At 50.8% G+C, this 18,105-nt stretch carries 18 protein-coding genes and 1 pseudogene; 9 read left to right on the forward strand and 10 right to left on the reverse strand.

Annotated features, from left to right (window positions below; translation table 11 throughout):
- Positions 1-28: 28 nt before the first annotated feature.
- Both yjeJ and epmB read right to left on the reverse strand, forming a co-directional pair.
- Positions 29-892 carry a YjeJ family protein gene (gene yjeJ / locus OGX66_RS08075; protein ID WP_136346138.1) on the reverse strand — a complete coding sequence of 288 codons (864 nt, stop codon included), beginning with the start codon at positions 890-892 and terminating at the stop codon, positions 29-31.
- A gap of 184 nt (positions 893-1,076) precedes the next feature.
- Positions 1,077-2,105, reverse strand: a complete 1,029-nt coding sequence (epmB, locus tag OGX66_RS08080) for an EF-P beta-lysylation protein EpmB (RefSeq protein WP_016149436.1) — start codon at positions 2,103-2,105, stop codon at positions 1,077-1,079.
- A gap of 41 nt (positions 2,106-2,146) precedes the next feature.
- Here epmB and efp point away from each other — a divergent pair, with 41 nt between their 5' ends.
- The 3 genes from efp to ecnB all read left to right on the forward strand — a co-directional run bounded on the left by efp (position 2,147) and on the right by ecnB (position 3,159).
- Positions 2,147-2,713 (forward strand): elongation factor P, encoded by a 567-nt coding sequence (efp, locus tag OGX66_RS08085; protein WP_003025478.1) that lies wholly within the window; start codon positions 2,147-2,149, stop codon positions 2,711-2,713.
- Positions 2,714-2,770: 57 nt separating this feature from the next.
- Positions 2,771-2,905 (forward strand): lipoprotein antitoxin entericidin A, encoded by a 135-nt coding sequence (gene ecnA, locus OGX66_RS08090; protein WP_270923129.1) that lies wholly within the window; start codon positions 2,771-2,773, stop codon positions 2,903-2,905.
- Between the two features lie 107 nt (positions 2,906-3,012).
- Positions 3,013-3,159, forward strand: a complete 147-nt coding sequence (gene ecnB, locus OGX66_RS08095) for a lipoprotein toxin entericidin B (protein WP_003025482.1) — start codon at positions 3,013-3,015, stop codon at positions 3,157-3,159.
- A gap of 30 nt (positions 3,160-3,189) precedes the next feature.
- On the opposite strand, the gene OGX66_RS08100 is transcribed toward ecnB, so the two are convergent.
- Positions 3,190-3,789: a helix-turn-helix transcriptional regulator gene (locus tag OGX66_RS08100; protein ID WP_088902811.1), complete on the reverse strand. Its 600-nt coding sequence runs from the start codon at positions 3,787-3,789 to the stop codon at positions 3,190-3,192.
- Positions 3,790-4,045: 256 nt separating this feature from the next.
- On the opposite strand from OGX66_RS08100, the gene sugE reads away from it, so the two are divergent.
- Positions 4,046-4,363, forward strand: a complete 318-nt coding sequence (gene sugE / locus OGX66_RS08105; protein ID WP_000118520.1) for a quaternary ammonium compound efflux SMR transporter SugE — start codon at positions 4,046-4,048, stop codon at positions 4,361-4,363.
- Here the strand turns inward: sugE and OGX66_RS08110 are convergent.
- Both OGX66_RS08110 and blaCMY read right to left on the reverse strand, forming a co-directional pair.
- On the reverse strand, positions 4,360-4,893 hold the full coding sequence (locus tag OGX66_RS08110; RefSeq protein WP_003025522.1) for a lipocalin family protein: 534 nt from the start codon (positions 4,891-4,893) through the stop codon (positions 4,360-4,362). The genes sugE and OGX66_RS08110 overlap by 4 nt on opposite strands.
- Positions 4,894-4,985: 92 nt before the next feature.
- A complete protein-coding gene (gene blaCMY, locus OGX66_RS08115; protein WP_088902810.1) occupies positions 4,986-6,131 on the reverse strand; it encodes a CMY-2 family class C beta-lactamase in 1,146 nt (381 codons plus the stop codon).
- 131 nt (positions 6,132-6,262) lie between these two features.
- On the opposite strand from blaCMY, the gene ampR reads away from it, so the two are divergent.
- A complete protein-coding gene (gene ampR / locus OGX66_RS08120; RefSeq protein ID WP_032937777.1) occupies positions 6,263-7,138 on the forward strand; it encodes a LysR family transcriptional regulator AmpR in 876 nt (291 codons plus the stop codon).
- Positions 7,139-7,180: 42 nt separating this feature from the next.
- Here the strand turns inward: ampR and frdD are convergent, their stop codons facing one another.
- From frdD to frdA, 4 genes are read right to left on the reverse strand one after another with little or no spacing between them, the layout of a single operon-like run.
- On the reverse strand, positions 7,181-7,537 hold the full coding sequence (gene frdD, locus OGX66_RS08125) for a fumarate reductase subunit FrdD (RefSeq protein WP_003025535.1): 357 nt from the start codon (positions 7,535-7,537) through the stop codon (positions 7,181-7,183).
- Positions 7,538-7,547: 10 nt separating this feature from the next.
- Positions 7,548-7,943, reverse strand: coding sequence for a fumarate reductase subunit FrdC (gene frdC / locus OGX66_RS08130; RefSeq protein WP_003025537.1), 396 nt, complete (start codon positions 7,941-7,943; stop codon positions 7,548-7,550).
- 10 nt (positions 7,944-7,953) lie between these two features.
- Positions 7,954-8,688, reverse strand: coding sequence for a fumarate reductase iron-sulfur protein (gene frdB, locus OGX66_RS08135; protein WP_003025540.1), 735 nt, complete (start codon positions 8,686-8,688; stop codon positions 7,954-7,956).
- A complete protein-coding gene (gene frdA, locus OGX66_RS08140; protein WP_003025543.1) occupies positions 8,681-10,471 on the reverse strand; it encodes a fumarate reductase (quinol) flavoprotein subunit in 1,791 nt (596 codons plus the stop codon). Before frdA ends, frdB begins: the two co-directional genes overlap by 8 nt.
- Positions 10,472-10,795: 324 nt before the next feature.
- Between frdA and epmA the strand changes: the two genes are divergently transcribed.
- From epmA to OGX66_RS08160, 4 genes and pseudogenes are all read left to right on the forward strand, one after another.
- Positions 10,796-11,773, forward strand: coding sequence for an elongation factor P--(R)-beta-lysine ligase (gene epmA, locus OGX66_RS08145; protein ID WP_003830517.1), 978 nt, complete (start codon positions 10,796-10,798; stop codon positions 11,771-11,773).
- Positions 11,774-11,987: 214 nt separating this feature from the next.
- On the forward strand, positions 11,988-13,490 hold the full coding sequence (gene yjeM / locus OGX66_RS08150) for a glutamate/gamma-aminobutyrate family transporter YjeM (RefSeq protein ID WP_270923142.1): 1,503 nt from the start codon (positions 11,988-11,990) through the stop codon (positions 13,488-13,490).
- A gap of 213 nt (positions 13,491-13,703) precedes the next feature.
- Positions 13,704-14,413 (forward strand): annotated as a pseudogene (locus tag OGX66_RS08155) (hypothetical protein).
- Positions 14,413-14,727, forward strand: a complete 315-nt coding sequence (locus tag OGX66_RS08160) for a YjeO family protein (RefSeq protein ID WP_016149443.1) — start codon at positions 14,413-14,415, stop codon at positions 14,725-14,727. The pseudogene OGX66_RS08155 and the gene OGX66_RS08160 overlap by 1 nt, the downstream one beginning before the upstream one ends.
- A gap of 57 nt (positions 14,728-14,784) precedes the next feature.
- On the opposite strand, the gene mscM is transcribed toward OGX66_RS08160, so the two are convergent.
- Positions 14,785-18,099: a miniconductance mechanosensitive channel MscM gene (mscM, locus tag OGX66_RS08165; protein ID WP_003839472.1), complete on the reverse strand. Its 3,315-nt coding sequence runs from the start codon at positions 18,097-18,099 to the stop codon at positions 14,785-14,787.
- Positions 18,100-18,105 lie beyond the last annotated feature (6 nt).

Consider the following 18,105-nt stretch of genomic DNA (forward strand, 5'->3'; position numbering starts at 1 on the left):
AATCGTAGGCCTGATAAGCGTAGCGCCATCAGGCATTCTGAGTCTTATGTGCAGACTGAACGCGTAAATGATGCAGTGCGCGCAGGCACTGATCCTGATTGAGCTTTTGCGTCTTATCACCCGTCAACGTTCTGATAAACACCTGGCACGGTACACCGGCAAGTTTTTTCAGCCGTGGGCTGAAATCGAGCAGACGGCGAGTAATGGCTTCGGCCTCTTTGCTGCCGGAAGCGGCGCGAGTTTTTACTACCGAACCACAGAAATGGGCTTTTCCTTTATCATCCGTATAGCGGTAAATAATCGCCAGATAATGATTAAACAGGTTATGTTTCCATTCGGGTTGTGTATAAGAGTCATATTCCAGATTGTCGTTTTGCTGGCAATCCACATCGTACAGCGGCAGGAAATCCAGCAGCGATGTAATTCGTAGCGCTAAATCCCGCATGCCAGCATTATTTATTGCATGAATAATTGCATGCGCCAACACCTGAATCTGTAATTCATTAACCAGTAATTCATCTGTTTTCCCGTCATGTAGCGTCAGAGAAAATGCTAAGTTTTCCCCTTTATCATCCACTAACGTCAGTGAATCTATGCGACGGTTAATATCCGCATTTTTTAGCTCATCTTCCTGAATTAACGGAATGTTTTCGTGCATCTTTTTGCTGGCTTTCTCGCATTCTTTCTCATACTGTACACGCTTGTCTTCGCTTAGTTGATGTTTGGTGGATAGCCTGCTTTCCAGAGCAATAAGCAAGTCTCTTAGCCCAAGCGGAGAAAGAAAAAACAACGACTCCTTATTTCTTGGCTCTTTTATCTTTAATGCCAAAGCAACAAATTCATTCTTCTGACGAATAATGCCGGTATTAACGCCCTTAATACTTATAGCCATAAAAGGTTCTCCCTAACCATATATTTATAAATGCTCTACATTTGAAACTATTGATAAAATTTACGAATGAATGATTTTACAGCGCTAATTAAAATAGCACATATTAAAAGTGCGGCTCCACCTGCAGGGATATTAAATAATCGTGATCGATAGCGAGTGTCCGGAATCGGACACTCAATAATGGTTATTGTTGGCGTAACTGCAGGTCCAACGGCGTTTTACTTGGCTCTCCGCCAATTTCACGCGCCAGTTTGGGGACCATGTAACCGGAAACCAGTGTCAGGAGTTCACGCATAATGTGACGCGCTTCATCATCGCTGACCATAAAGTGGGCGGCACCCTGTACTTTATCCAGCACGTGCAGGTAATAGGGCATCACACCGGCATCAAATAGTGCGTTGCTAAGGTTAGCCAGGGTTTGTGCGTTATCGTTCACGCCACGCAGCAATACGCTTTGGTTGAGTAGCGTAACGCCCGCGGCGCGCAGACTACTCATCGCCTGGCGAAACGTCTCATCAACTTCATTGGCATGGTTAATGTGATTGACCAGCAGAATCTGCAGCGTGGAGCGCGCAAAACGTTCGACCAGTCCTTCGGTAATGCGCGCAGGGATCACTATCGGCAAACGGCTGTGAATACGCAGGCGTTTAATGTGCGGAATGGCTTCCAGTTGCGTGAGCAACCAGTCCAGTTCGTGGTCTTTGGCCATTAACGGATCGCCACCAGAGAAGATGATTTCATCCAGCTCAGGATGCGCGGTAATGTAGTCGAGAGCGACCTGCCAGTTGCGTTTATTGCCTTGGTTTTCGGCATATGGGAAGTGTCGACGGAAGCAATAGCGACAATTCACCGCACAACCGCCTTTGACCAGCAACAGTGCCCGATTGCGATATTTATGCAGCAGACCGGGAACCACACTGTGCTGTTCTTCCAGCGGATCGGTTGAGTAGCCTGGCGCGGCAACAAACTCTTCCTGGGAGGTAAGTACCTGACGCAAAAGCGGATCGTCCGGGTTACCTTTCTCCATGCGGGCAATAAACGCGCGCGGCACGCGCAGGGCGAAAAGCCGTCTCGCATCGCGTCCGGCCAATAGTTTTTCATCTGCGTCTATATTCAAAAGATGCAGAAGTTCATCGGGATCGGTCACAACATCGGCAAGTTGCGATAACCAATCTTCTCTGGATGGGGTATTTAGGGTTACAATATGCGCCATTTTGTGGCTTAGCTACCAGTTAACAATTTTCAGAGGGCCTTATGGCAACGTACTATAGCAACGATTTTCGTGCTGGTCTTAAAATCATGTTGGACGGCGAACCTTATGCGGTTGAAGCCAGCGAATTCGTTAAACCAGGTAAAGGCCAGGCGTTTGCGCGCGTTAAGCTGCGTCGCCTGCTGACCGGTACTCGCGTAGAGAAAACCTTCAAGTCTACTGACTCCGCTGAAGGCGCAGACGTAGCCGACATGAACCTGACTTTCCTGTATAGCGACGGTGAGTTCTGGCACTTTATGAATAACACCACTTTCGAACAGCTGGCTGCTGACGAGAAAGCGGTAGGCGATAACGCTAAATGGCTGCTGGACCAGGCTGAATGCATCGTGACCCTGTGGAACGGTCAGCCGATCTCTGTAACTCCGCCGAACTTCGTTGAGCTGGAAGTTGTTGAAACCGACCCAGGTCTGAAAGGCGATACCGCTGGTACTGGCGGCAAACCGGCTACCCTGTCTACCGGCGCAGTCGTTAAAGTTCCGCTGTTCGTACAGATCGGCGAAGTGATCAAAGTGGATACCCGCTCCGGCGAATACGTTTCTCGCGTAAAATAAGTCTTCCATTTGATCTTATGGCGCAGGTTGCTGCGCCATACTTTTTCCAGGGCAGGAATGATGAAACGTCTTCTCGGTCTTGTAATGCTACTCTTTTTCACCAGCACCCTCCTGACGGGATGCAATACCGCGCGCGGCTTCGGTGAAGACATCAAACATCTTGGCAATTCAATCTCTCACGCTGCCAGCTAATCATTTCATATAGTCTTAAAAACGGTTGTTTATCCATCACACTCCCAGATCTTGTCTATTATTAAGTAGCTATACACAAACAATATTGGCTAGAAAAGGAAGACGTTATGGTTAAGAAGACAATTGCTGCGATCTTTTCTGTGTTGGTACTTTCTTCCGTTTTAACCGCGTGTAATACCACACGAGGCGTAGGACAGGATATTTCTGAAGGCGGTAGCGCCATTTCTGGTGCAGCGACAAAAGCTCAGCAATAATGAAGAACGGTACGACGTCGTGTCGTACCGTTAATCTCCCTTCCCTGGGATTGACAGAAACGGCGAGAAGCGGTTCCCCAGGTGCAGTTTCATACGGATATTCCGCTTATAGGTGTAGACCGTTTTGCCATGTATGCCGAGTGCGGCGGCAATGGCATTGTTACTCACACCATCCATCCACATTGATAATACTTTCTCCTCCTGCGGCGTAAGCAAAGGCGTGGCGTTTTTGGGTATTTCTAATGCGGGGCGAACCTGAAGTGCTTCCTGAATTGTGTGGGAGAGTGTGTTCAGCGTGGTGTGCTTGGTCAAGACCGAATGTGCGACGGATTGAGAGGGGGCGATGGGGGCATGCTGTCTATCTGCTGATTGCAGTAAAATCAATGGGATGACGCCACAACTCATAAAAAAAGGGTTAATTGGCGGACTGGAGTGCGTCTCGCTAATAAAACTGTTTAAATCCGCGATCACCAGATGCGGTTTCCATTGCAAAATATGCTCTTTTGCTAACAGGAGATTATTGATTCCTGATACCAGAAATGAAGAGCTGAACCTGCCAGAATGATTAAGCAAGGCCTCTATCCCTGTGCGGGTAAAGTGGCACCGGTCAATCACTAAAATTTTAAGCATAAACGTTTCGCATTCAGAAGAGGGGCAATCGACTTTCCGGTTTCAGAAAGCCCTTCATCATAGAGAACTCCGATGAGTGCCAAATGCGGGAACTACGCCGCTAATTATGCTTAATTCTTGCTTTTAGCAGGCAGTGAATAAAAAGGTTGAAATTCATTTTCTTCCGGGCAAAAATGCCATTTCACACATCAGCTTTGTAGGACGACCTGCAAACGCTTCTTTCACCGGGGACGGCCCCATTGTTCTGGAGCCTGATATGTCCTGGATCGTTTTATTAATTGCAGGTTTGCTCGAAGTCGTCTGGGCGATTGGCCTGAAATATACCCACGGTTTTACGCGTCTTACGCCAAGCATTATCACTATTGCGGCGATGATCGTCAGTATTGCCATGCTCTCCTGGGCAATGCGCACATTACCTGTAGGAACCGCTTATGCGGTCTGGACCGGCATTGGCGCCGTCGGGGCGGCCATTACAGGGATTTTGCTGCTGGGTGAATCTGCCAGCCCGGCGCGTTTGCTGAGCCTTGGGCTGATCGTTGCTGGCATTATTGGTCTGAAGCTGAGCACTCACTAAGCGCCAGGCTGTTTCACCCAAATCAGCTTATTCACCTCAAACCCTTCCCGGGTCGCGATGGCTAACATTTGCTGTTTCATTTCATCTGAAATAGTTGGGGTCCGTGAAAGGATCCACAGGTAGTCGCGATCCGGACCGCAAACCAGCGCGTGACGATATTCCCGGTCGAGTGCAATTACGTTATACCCACCATAGAAGGGGCCGAAGAATGATACTTTAAGCGCGGCCGTGCTTGGGTCGCCGGTGAAATAGGCTTTCCCTTCCGTTTTCTGCCACATCTCCCTGTCAGGGTTATAGCCCTTGTTAATAACGTTGATGCCGCCGTCGTCGCGCAAGCTGTACGTTGCGGTCACTTTATCCAACCCGCGCTCGAAACGATGGTCGAAGCGCGCAATTTCATACCATGTTCCCAGATAGCGTTTGGCATCAAAGTTATTCACCACGGTAACGCCTTTCGGCGGTGTTGGGGAGCTGCAAGCGACAACCAGGAATGCAGCCGTAACTGCAGCAACGACGGGCAGAATGCGCATAGTGTTTTCCTTACTGTTTTTTGTTAAGTGTAGATGACAGCAGGAAAAAAAGAGCAAGAAAGGAGGTCCGATTTACCGGACCCCTCTGTCAGTTATTGCAGTTTTTCAAGAATGCGCCAGGCCGCCTCTACGCGAGCCGGGTTAGGATAGCTTTTGTTTGCCAGCATCACTATGCCAAGGTTTTTTTCTGGAACGAAGGCAACGTAGCTGCCAAATCCACCTGTGGATCCCGTTTTATGCACCCATGAGGCTTTCACGGCAGGTGCTGGCGGGTTTACCTCAACGGCGGGAAGCGCTGCCAATGCCACTTTGCTGTCGCTGCCGTTGATGATCGAATCAGCTTTCAGCGGCCAGTTCAGCATCTCCCAGCCTAATCCCTGGTACATATCACCAATACGCCAGTAGCGAGACTGCGCAAGCTCAATGCCCTGCTGGAGCGTTTTCTCCTGAACGTGGCTGGCGTCCATGTTGGCCTGAACCCAGCGGGCCATATCGATAACGCTGGATTTCACGCCATAGGCTTCGGCGTCAAGTTGTCCCGGAGAAACGTGTACAGGCTTCCCTTCGCGATAGCCCCAGGCATAATTTTTTTGTTCGCTTTGCGGAACCGTAATCCAGGTATGCGCCAGTTTTAATGGTTGCAGGACGCGTCTGGTCATTGCCTCTTCGTAGCTCATACCTGAAGGTTGCACCGCCAGCGCACCAAACAGACCAATGCTGGAGTTAGCGTAAAGACGCTTAGCGCCCGGAGTCCATTGTGGTTGCCAGTTTTGATAAAAGCGCAGTAATGCGGCTTTATCCGTAACGTCATCGGGGATCTGCAGCGGCAGGCCACCCGCTGTATAGGTGGCTAAGTGTAGCAGGCTGATACCCCGCCACTGTTTGCCTGTCAGTTCTGGCCAGTATTTCGTGACCGGGTCGCTGAGCTTAATTTCGCCGCGGGCGATAGCGTCGCCGCCCAACACGCCGTTAAACGTCTTACTGACCGACCCTAACTCAAACAGCGTTTGCTGCGTGACTGGGTGGTTATTGGCGATATCGGCTTTACCCCAGGTAAAGTAATAAGGTTTCCCCTCGTAGATAATTGCCACGGCCATGCCCGGAATAGCCTGCTCCTGCATCAGTGGTGTGATGGTGCGGTTAACGATATCGGCAATTTGTTGTTCTGTTTTTGCGGCAGCAAACGTGGAGAAAGAGGCTGTCAGCAGCAGCGCGCAGCATATCGATTTTTTCATCATGAAATCAGTTCCGTAATTAAAAGCAAAAGGGTGTCCGGGCCCGTCAGACGCAATCAGTGTGTTTGATTTGCACCGTGTTGACAAACGGTTAAATTTAGCAGCAGATATAAGTTTTTCTAACAGGCTTAATGATGACGCGTAGCTATATCCCTCTTAACTCGCTGCGGGCTTTTGAAGCCGCGGCTAGACATCTCAGCTTTACCCGCGCTGCGATTGAGCTCAACGTGACGCATTCTGCCATCAGCCAGCATGTAAAATCGCTGGAGCAGCAGCTGAATTGTCAGCTTTTTGTGCGCGGTTCTCGTGGATTAATGTTGACGACTGAAGGGGAAAGTCTGTTACCTGTACTTAATGACTCCTTCGATCGTATGGCGGGGATGTTGGATCGTTTTGCCACTAAACAGACCCAGGAAAAACTTAAAATTGGCGTAGTGGGAACCTTTGCTATCGGCTGTCTTTTCCCGCTGTTGAGCGATTTTAAGCGCAGTTACCCACATATTGATTTGCATATTTCTACCCATAACAATCGCGTGGATCCCGCCGCCGAAGGGCTGGATTATACCATTCGCTACGGTGGGGGAGCCTGGCACGATACCGATGCGCAATATTTATGTAGCGCGCTGATGTCTCCACTGTGTTCGCCAACATTGGCTTCGCAGATTCAAACGCCTGCGGATATCCTGAAATTTCCGTTATTACGATCGTATCGGCGGGATGAATGGGCGCTTTGGATGCAGGCGGCCGGAGAGGCGCCTCCGTCACCGACGCACAATGTGATGGTGTTTGATTCGTCAGTCACCATGCTGGAAGCCGCTCAGGCGGGGAGCGGTGTGGCAATTGCGCCAGTCAGAATGTTCACGCATTTGCTCAGCAGTGAACGTATCGTTCAGCCTTTTTTAACGCAGATTGATTTGGGAAGCTACTGGATAACGCGTTTGCAATCTCGCCCGGAGACGCCCGCGATGCGTGAATTTTCCCGTTGGTTGACCGGGGTGCTGCACAAATAAAAAAGGCCCGCCAATGGCGGGCCTGATAATTAACGCATGTACTTAGATGGTCAGAATACCAATCGCCGTTACAACGGTCAGGATAGCTGCCAGTCCGTAGAATACCCATTTGCCAGCCGGCACGTGGATTTTCAGGTCATGCATCGCGTGGTGCATACGGTGTAAACCACACCACAGCGGCAGAACGATCATCAGGAACAGAAACGCACGTCCGATGAAGCTCTGAGCGAATGCCAGTACGCGTTCATAGCTGAAAGCATCAGGAACAAAGCCCAGCGGCAGCATAATGCCTACCAGCAGGATCATTACCGGCGCAATGATTGCGCTCCACATACCGCCTGCACCAAACAGGCCCCAGAATACGGGTTCGTCAGAGCGTTTTGGATTTGGATTAATCATTCCGGACTCCTTACCAGAACAGGGCAACAAACAGTATGACTACTGTAGCAACCACAGTGACTGCCCAGAGACCTTTGATGATCGGCTCTGGCCCCATTTTTTCGTCTTTTACGATGATGTTGGCTGCTTTTGGTGCCAGCTCAAACCAGGTTTTGGTATGCAGCAGAGCTGCTGCCAGGGCGATAATGTTAAGGATTACCACCACCGGGTTTTGTAAAAAGGCGACAAAGCCCATCCAGGACTCTGCACCATGCTTGAGTGCAAACAGGCCGATAATCAGTTCAATGCTGAACCAGACTGCCGGGACTGCCGTGCCTTCACGCAGCATGTAAAAACGATAAAATGGCAGCTTTTTCCACCAAGTGGACGTCATTGGCCGCACATAGGCTTTACGTTTAGTCGTCATCGTGCACTCCTTAGCGTGGTTTCAGGGTAGCGATAAGAAAGTCTTTTGAACTTTCAACTTTACCCTGCTGAATGGCCGCAGCCGGATCGACGTGTTTCGGGCAGACTTCGGAGCAGTAGCCCACGAAAGTACAGGTCCAGACGCCGTTCGGGCTGTTCAATTGAGCCATACGCTCCTTCTTACCGTGGTCGCGGCTATCTTCGTTGTAACGATGCGCCAGCGTAATCGCAGCCGGTCCAATGAACTCAGGGTTCAGGCCGAACTGCGGGCACGCGGCGTAGCACAGACCACAGTTGATGCAACCAGAGAACTGATGATACTTCGCCATCTGCGCCGGAGTCTGGGTGTTTGGCCCCTGATCCGGTGTACGCGGGTTACCGATGATGTACGGTTTGATCGCTTCCAGGCTTTCGATAAAGTGCGTCATGTCGACGACCAGATCGCGCTCAATCGGGAAGTTACCCAGCGCTTCAACCTTCATGCCGTTTGTGTAATCACGCAGGAAGGTTTTGCACGCCAGTTTCGGTACATTGTTGACCATCATGCCGCAGGAGCCGCAGATTGCCATACGGCAGGACCAGCGGTAGCTCAGGTCCGGTGCCAGGTTATCCTTGATGTAGCCCAGCGCATCCAGCAGTGACGTGGTTTCATCATAAGGAACTTCGTAGAAAGCACTGTGCGGCGCGGTATCGGTTTCCGGGTTATAGCGCACCACCTCAACTTTCAGGTTTTTCATCTCAGCCATTCGCCTTCTCCTTCTTATCGGCTGCTTCCGCTTCGCCACCGTAAACACGTTTAGCCGGTGGCAGAGTGGTGATTTTCACGTCGCTGTATTCCAGGCGAGTCGTCCCGTCAGCATCGCGGAAGGCGAGGGTGTGTTTGAGGAAGTTCACGTCGTCACGCTCGGTGCAGCCTTCATCCAGACGCTGGTGCGCGCCGCGGGATTCTTTACGTGCCAGAGCGGAGTGCGCCATACATTCAGCAACGTTCAGACCGTGACCCAGTTCGATGGTGTACAGCAGGTCGGTGTTGAAGACGCTGGAAGTATCAGTGATACGTACGCGCTTGAAGCGCTCCTGCAGTTCCGCCAGCTTATCAACGGTTTTCTGCATGAGTTCCGGCGTACGGTAGATACCGCAACCTTCTTCCATGGAAATACCCATTTCGTCACGGATCTTAGACCAGTTTTCGTTACCTTCCTGGTTAACCAGATCTTTCAAGCGTTTTTCAACGCCAGCAACCTGTGCATCCAGAGCAGCACTGTTTGCAGCGCCAGCCGTTGCAGCGCGTTCCGCAGCTTGTTCACCGGCCATACGACCGAAGACCACCAGTTCCGCCAGAGAGTTGGAGCCCAGACGGTTAGCGCCATGCAGACCAACAGAGGAACATTCGCCGACAGCGAACAGACCTTTAATGCGGGTTTCACAGTGCTGATCGGTTTCGATACCGCCCATGGTGTAGTGTGCTGTCGGACGTACCGGGATCGGTTCTTTAACCGGATCGACACCCACATAGGCTTTCGCCAGTTCGCAGATGAACGGTAAACGTTCGAGCAGTTTTTTCTCGCCGAGGTGACGCAGGTCCAGGTGAACCACATCGCCACGCGGAGTGGAAATGGTGTTGCCTTTGCGCCATTCGTGCCAGAAAGCCTGAGAAACTTTGTCGCGCGGACCGAGTTCCATGTATTTGTTTTTCGGCTCGCCCAGCGGGGTTTCCGGACCCATGCCGTAGTCTTGCAGATAACGGTAGCCGTTTTTGTTGACCAGGATACCGCCTTCACCACGGCAACCTTCTGTCATCAGGATACCGGAGCCTGGCAGACCCGTCGGGTGATATTGAACGAATTCCATATCACGCAGCGGAACGCCGTGGCTCAGCGCCATGCCCATACCGTCGCCGGTTACGATGCCGCCGTTGGTATTGTAACGGTAAACACGACCAGCGCCGCCCGTTGCCATTACGACTGCGTTAGCACGGATCTGCACCAGCGTGCCTTCCATCATGTTCATGGCAACCAGGCCGCGGGCATGACCCTCGTCCACCAGGATATCCAGAACGAAGTGTTCGTCAAAGCGCTGAATCTGCGGGAACTGCAAAGATGTTTGGAACAGCGTATGCAACATGTGGAAGCCGGTTTTATCTGCGGCAAACCAGGTACGCTCGATTTTCATGCCGCCGAAGCGACGTACGTTGACGCTACCGTCTTCACGACGGCTCCATGGGCAGCCCCATTGTTCCAGTTGCGTCATTTCAGTTGGGCAGTGGTGGACAAAGTAATCCACGACATCCTGCTCACATAGCCAGTCTCCGCCTGCTACCGTATCGTGAAAATGGTAGTCAAAGCTGTCATGATCCTGCGCGACAGCAGCAGAGCCGCCTTCGGCAGCAACGGTATGGCTGCGCATTGGGTACACTTTTGAGATCAGTGCGATTTTAGCGTTGGGATTTGCTTGTGCGGCAGCAATTGCAGCACGTAATCCCGCGCCACCGGCGCCTATAATGGCAAGATCGGCTTGAAAGGTTTGCACGACATTCCTCCAGATTGTTGTTATTTCATCCCCGCCTGAAATCAGATGCTTCATCGGCTTCAAACAGGTTATGAACGCGTTTCCACTGCTCCTTTATAGGTACAATAGTATAGTCTTAGGGATGTGCGGGAAATTTGACGTGTTCGATTTTTTTAGCGTGTCACAGGGGGGAATTATCATTGAATTTGATTAATTTAATTACTAAACCACCCTATGTCGCTTTTTTTATCCAATTGCCGGTGCTGATTACTGCTGCCTGAAATTTGTCTCGTTAGCGCGATACGAGTAGACTTCGTGCCCTTGTCTTAAATCGGAGAAACAACCATGAGCGAAACGGCAACCTGGCAGCCGAGCGCGTCCATCCCCAATCTGTTAAAACGTGCAGCAATTATAGCGGAGATTCGCCGCTTTTTTGCCGATCGTGGCGTGCTGGAGGTTGAGACCCCTTGTATGAGTCAGGCAACGGTAACGGACATCCATCTGTTCCCGTTCGAAACACGTTTCGTTGGCCCTGGACACTCTCAGGGGATGAATCTCTATTTAATGACCAGCCCTGAATACCATATGAAGCGCCTGCTGGTGGCAGGGTGCGGCCCGGTGTATCAACTGTGCCGCAGCTTCCGTAATGAAGAGATGGGGCGCCATCATAACCCTGAATTCACCATGCTTGAGTGGTATCGTCCGCACTACGATATGTATCGGCTGATGAATGAGGTAGATGATTTGCTCCAGCAGGTGCTGGACTGTTCGCCTGCGGAAAGCCTCTCTTACCAGCAAGCCTTCCAGCGTCATCTGGAGATAGACCCGCTGTCTGCGGATAAAACCCAACTGCGGGAAGTGGCGGCGAAATTGGATCTCAGCAATATCGCCGATACCGAAGAAGACCGGGACACCTTACTGCAGCTGCTGTTTACGATGGGCGTTGAGCCACATATTGGTAAAGACAAACCGACGTTTGTGTATCATTTCCCGGCCAGCCAGGCATCACTGGCGCAAATCAGTACCGAAGATCACCGCGTGGCTGAACGTTTCGAGGTTTATTACAAAGGTATTGAGCTGGCAAATGGTTTCCATGAATTGACCGACGCGCGTGAACAACAGCAGCGGTTTGAACAGGATAACCGCAAACGCGCCGCACGAGGCTTACCGCAGCAACCTATCGATACCAACCTGCTGGAAGCGCTGAAAGTAGGCATGCCGGATTGCTCAGGCGTGGCGCTGGGTGTTGACCGTCTGGTGATGCTGGCGCTGGGCGCAGAGAGCCTGGCCGAGGTTATCGCATTTACCGTCGATCGCGCATAACTTACTCTTCCGCAATACAAAGTGGCGGCTTAATCGCCACTTTGTAGCATATTTTTTCATTTCCCCTCTAATAGCCACAATTTGCACCTGGATATTTGATATCGTTTAGGTATCAATTCTGTGTTGATTTTTTTATCGCTGAACTCTGCAAAGAGAGCAGTGCCAACCGGTGAGCGGCGTTTGCTAAACGCTTGCCAGAGTAAGGGATGGTTTAATGACCCAAACAATAAAAAAGATGAGCCTGCCAGGTCTCATTCTCATGATATTTACGTCAGTTTTCGGTTTTGCTAATAGCCCCTCCGCATTCTATTTAATGGGGTATAGTGCAATACCGTGGTATATATTTTCTGCATTATTATTCTTTATTCCATTTGCTTTAATGATGGCGGAAATGGGGTCTGCCTATCGGAAAGAAGAGGGGGGAATCTATTCGTGGATGAATAATAGCGTTGGACCGCGCTATGCCTTTATCGGCACGTTTATGTGGTTTTCTTCTTATGTGATATGGATGGTAAGTACTGCGGCGAAAGTCTGGGTACCTTTTTCAACCTTCTTGTTTGGCGCAGACATGACGCAGCACTGGCGTATTGCAGGGCTTGAGCCTACGCAGGTTGTCGGGCTGCTCGCCGTCGGCTGGATGATTCTGGTGACCTGCGTGGCATCCCGGGGTATTAATAAGATTGCGCGTATTACGGCAGTAGGCGGAATTGCCGTAATGTGTCTTAATTTAGTTCTGTTGTTAGTGAGTGTCGCTATTTTGTTATTAACTGGTGGCCACTTTGCACAGGATATTAATTTTATCTCCTCACCTAATCCCGGATATCAGTCCGGGCTGGCAATGTTGTCATTTGTTGTGTTTGCCATTTTTGCTTATGGCGGAATTGAAGCTGTAGGGGGACTGGTTGATAAAACAGAAAAACCAGAAAAGAACTTTGCTAAAGGCATTATTTTTGCCGCTATTGTCATTTCTGTTGGTTATTCACTGGCCATCTTTTTATGGGGCGTTAGCACCAACTGGCAGCAGGTATTAAGCAATAGCTCGGTCAACCTCGGCAATATTACTTATATCCTGATGAAGAGCCTCGGGATGACGTTGGGTAATGCGCTGCATCTTTCCCCTGAGACCGCGATGGTGATGGGCGTATGGTTTGCACGTATTACCGGGCTTTCCATGTTCCTTGCCTATACCGGCGCTTTTTTCACCCTCAGCTACTCACCGCTGAAAGCGATTATTCAGGGCACGCCGAAAGCGTTGTGGCCCGCGCCGATGACCAAACTGAATGCCGTAGGGATGCCGACGACGGCAATGTGGTTACAGTGCCTGCTGGTGAGCCTGTTTATCCTGTTGGTTTCATTTGGTGGCGATACGGCTTCAGCGTTCTATAACAAACTGACGCTGATGGCGAACGTATCCATGACGCTGCCGTATCTGTTCCTGGCGCTGGCGTTTCCGTTCTTTAAAGCCCGTCCGGGTCTGGAAAGACCGTTTGTTGTCTTTAAAACCCGAGCGGCGACGCTGCTGGCAACGGGTGTGGTCGTTCTGGTGGTGACGTTTGCCAACGTGTTCACCATCATCCAGCCGGTAATTGAAGCCGGGGACTGGAACAGTGCCTTGTGGATGACCGGCGGCCCGATCTTCTTCTCGCTGCTGGCGATGGCGATTTATCAGAACTACAGCCGTCGTATGGCGAAACTGCCGCAGTTGGCGACGGAGTAATCAAATTTATATTTAATCCGGCTCTCAGTCTACTCTGTAAGCCGGATTAACATTTTTATTTATAATAAGCATTTATGTTTTGTATGCTTTGTATTTTTATATAAAATTATTGTGTTCTTTGGTGATTATTTTTTTTGTTTGCTCCATCACAAATTGTTTTATTTGCTGATAGTATTGTGTCTAGATTCAAGCGCTGATTTAAGTGAGGGGAGAATGAGTAACCTTATATTTTGCCAGGTTGATGAATTAGGTTTTCCTAAATGGAATGGTGTTGATTATTTTAGATGGCATTATCTTCCTTCTAACTGGACGTTCAGTACGGGGACGGCACATTTATGGTTATATAAAAATCTTGGTTGATTTACCATCGCGATATGCTTCGGCAATATGCCAGAGAGGCTCAAATACCTTTATTGTTACTTGCCGGTGTTGCGGCTGCTGAGGTTGGCGGAATGCCAGAAAGATTTAAACCAGTGGTGCTACAAATTAAAAAAATCCTGGAGGCTGTTTCAAAGAGAGGAGGCAATACCTACTCAAACTCTACTTCAGTAGGTTCTGTCGCTATACAATTAGGGGTTGCCGCCAGAACTATGGGAATCCGACCAGATCTTTTATCATCCTTTGAGCAGTTCCAACTTTCCCAGTGCTTACTAAACGACCGTTTCAACGTTAGAGTGGTAGCCTTTCATTTACGAGACCTTATACATTATGATTATCCTGACATAGGTGATACCACAAACTTAACCGATGAGCAGATAATTGTTGTAGGATCCAGATACAACCGCGGCACCGAAAGAAATAAGCAAGACATCATTGATTCCATTACAGCACCTATTGGATCTCATCAGAGAGAATACAGTGAATATGGTCGGCGTATTCTTGAAAAGAAAATCGCCTTAATGAAAATAATGAAAGGTCTATGATGAGCTGGAAATCATTTGTTCTTAACTTTATCTGGTTTGTTATAAGCATATTTTGGATAGATATGTTATCTGTTCAAGACAAAGAGTGGTTTATCGATGGTAGAGGAATTAATAATATTTGTGATGTGATGACATACCTTGAAAATGATGATATTCGCCCAGTTGGTGTTATAATGACCTTACCATTATTCATTCCATATATTTATGCTGTTATTCGGAAGAGGCAGCGCTCTCTTTGGCAATATTCTGTTATTGCTACAATGGTCTTCTACTGGCTATGGCGTTTTTTTATCCGATATCAGATTTGCTTCTGATAGTTTCGGGAAGAAATCAGCCACAAAAAGTGGCCGATGTAGAATGCACTTTCCGGTTTATAGGCTTCCCGCCGGGCGGCTGCCTCTTCCTGCAGAACTTAATGTTCTCCCTGTTTGCTTACCGCCGAGGCTCTCCAGACGCATCTGGAACGGTGGGAATGGCATATCAATACCATGCTCGCGGAAGCCTGCCAGAATCAGCTGGTGGATTTCATGGCGCAGCGGCATGCGATGCCCCATTTCAGCGGCATAAATACGCAGTTCGAAGATTTGAATTCCTTGTTGCAGGTCAACCAGGAAGACTTCTGGCGCCGGGTTATCGATAACCAGCGAGCAACGATGTGCGGCAGTCAGCAGGATCTGCGTAACCTCCTCGCTGTTAGCCTCCGACGGTGCCGGGATGGTTAACACCACACGGGTAACCGAATCGGATAGCGACCAGTTGATAAACTGTTCGGTGATAAAGGCTTTGTTGGGTACGATGATCTCTTTGCGGTCCCAGTCGCTGATAGTGGTGGCACGGGTATTAATTTTCGTCACGCTACCGGTGAGATCGCGAATTGTAACCGTGTCGCCAATGCGGATTGGCTTTTCAAACAGGATAATCAGGCCGGAAATAAAGTTGGCGAAGATCTCCTGCAAACCAAAGCCCAGACCGACACCGAGAGCCGCCACCAGCCATTGCAGTTTGGACCACTCAATACCGATCATCGAGAAGCCCACCAGGCCGCCAATCAGCATCAGAAGATACTTAGTGATAGTGGTGATGGCGTAACCGGTGCCGGGGGTTAAATCCAGATGTTGCAGTAGCGCCAGCTCCAGCAACGCGGGTAGGTTGCGCACTAGCTGGGTGGTGATGATAAACACCAGAATAGCAATGAGCACCGCGCCCAGCGTTATCGGTTCTAAGCTTTCCACGCCCTGCACCGTGGAGGTGACATCCCACAACGAGATGTTTTCCAGGAAGCCGAAAGCGGAATGAATTTCAGACCACAGCACAATGACCGAGAGCAGGGCGATAAGCATCAGGATAGAACGTACCAGGCGCAGCGATTGCGCGCTGATTGCATCCAGATCCACTTCGCTTTCATCTACATCAATCGTACCTTCAAGGCTGGTGGAATGAGGTGGTTCTTCTTCGCCCCGCGCACGTTGCGCCAGCATTTCGGCGCGTCGATGTTTGGCGCGGTCAAACGCAAGGCGGCGGCGCTGAATTAGCATCCAGCGGCGGATGACGTGATACACCACCAGTAATAAGAACCAAATCGCCACGGATGTTTCCAGACGTGCCAGCAGGGCTTGCGATGTGGCGAGATAACCCACTGCCGCAGCGAGAATGGCAATCAGCGGCGCGCCCATCAGCATATTCCACAGCATACTATTGACCATGTTATCGCTGTTGCCCTCTTTATCGAGGTACAGCGGTATCCCGGCGCGTTTCAGGCTCAGGGTCACGACCGCCAGCGCACCGCAAATCAGAATAAAGCACAGACGTCCCAGTGAGGCGGAGAATTCCCTGTCATTGAGATTATCAAACATAATCACCGCCATGATCAGCGGGACAATCAGTCCGATGCTCATCAGGTAGTAGTGCATGGCTTTCGCGACGCGGTTACGTGGCCAGCCAAAGTGGGCAATGAACAGACCGTTGGGACGCGCAAAGGTGGCGCAAATCATTACCGCCCATAGCATAGGCACCGTGGCGGTAACGCCATCGCCGATAGCAACAGCCAGCGGGTAAGGCCAGGCTTCCTGCAACCCGTAACCGAGCGTTGCCCATAACACCGGCAACGGAGAAGCGACGAGTATTGACCAGAATACCGTGCGTATTGTCAGCCAGAAATGGTCCTGGGTGACTTTCCCGACTCGCGCGGACGAGCGTTCAAGGAAACGGGTGAAGTGCTTGCGCGAAGAGAGGCTAAAGCCAACCAGCACCAACGCCGCGAACAGCGGCAATAGTGTTTCTTTGCTGGTCAGCATCATGACGCTGGCTTTACCCAACTGATTAAACGTATCTAATGAGATCAAACGCCGCAGATCCTGAACGATGTCGACAGGCCAGGAGAGCGAGATGGGACTGACGTCTGACGTCCAGAACAGATAGCGGTGCGTTGCTTCGTTGACCTCTTTTAGCGCATCTTCCAGTTGGCTGTTGGAGACTTTGAGCTTGGTCAGCTCAAGGATCAGCGTATCGCCGCCCTGTAACAATGAGTTCAGCAGCTCGCGCTGGGTGCGTAGCTGGGCGTTGAGAATACTGCTCTGTTCAGCGGTCAGCGGTTGTCCATCGGCCTGATGAATTTGACGCAGCTGCGGCTGTTTGTTGAGGAGATCCTCATAGCGCATACGGTGCACGCGAAGCTGCGCCATTTCGGTATCCAACTGCTGGGGCTTGGGCATTTCCGGCAGACGGGATACCTGCGCGCGCAGCGCTTCTCCCAGCATATTTGAAACCCCAAGCCACTGAGACTGCTCTCGCAGCGTATTCAAGGCCTGGCGGACCTGCAGCGTTTGGCTGGCAGCCTGACGCTGCTGCGAGGCGACCAGGTCCATACGTTGCGCCTGTTGGTTCAAGGCCTGAGACAGCTCGCGGTTAACCTTGAACTGATCGACAATACCTTCCGGCAGTCCCGCGCTGTTTTCCGCCAGCAGTTCGGTACTTTCCAGCGCTCGCTCTGCTTCACGCTGGCGCTGACTGTTGAGTTGATTGCGCAAAGCCTGCAGGTAAGTGTCGAGTTGTTGACTCTGCTTTTCCGCCAGTTCGGAGCGCATACGCGCCAGTTCCTGACGGTTATTGGCGGAAAGCTGTGCCAGCTCCAGTTCATCGACCAGGGCTTTAAGTTTGGCGGATTCAGCTTGCATCGCCTGATTCTGCGCGGAATTGCCGTTGGCGGTACCAATGCGCCGCTCAAGCTCATTGAGCTGGCGGCGGGCATCGGTTTGCTGTTGAGGAAGCTGGCTTAACGAGTCGGCGATTTCCCGGGCGCGATCCTGCTCCTGCTGGGCCTGACGACTCTTTTCCAGCAGTTGGCTGCTAACCTGGAGGATCTCCTGGTTTAATGCATCGGTAGAGAGTCCGGTTGGCACATTGCGCGGTTCATCGCGCAGGTTACTAAGCTGTGCGCGTAACGTTGCGGACAGCTTGGGGAAGTTATCAATAACCTGCTGATATTGCTGTGCGCGCTCGAGAGAGCCTTTCCGCTCCTCAAGGGCATTCAGCGCGGACTGGAGCGCCTCGACGGTTTCTGGCTGAGCGGGTTTTGCCGCTTTTGCCTGCTCCAGTTCCTGTGTGAGTTGTTTGGCATCGGGGGCCGTCGCAGCGTACGCCCCCAGGCTGAGGCACCAGGCCATCAGAAAAGTGATAATCAGGCGCACAGCAGC

The organism is Citrobacter sp. Cf072 (assembly GCF_030334485.1).
Classification (GTDB): Bacteria; Pseudomonadota; Gammaproteobacteria; order Enterobacterales; family Enterobacteriaceae; genus Citrobacter; species Citrobacter freundii.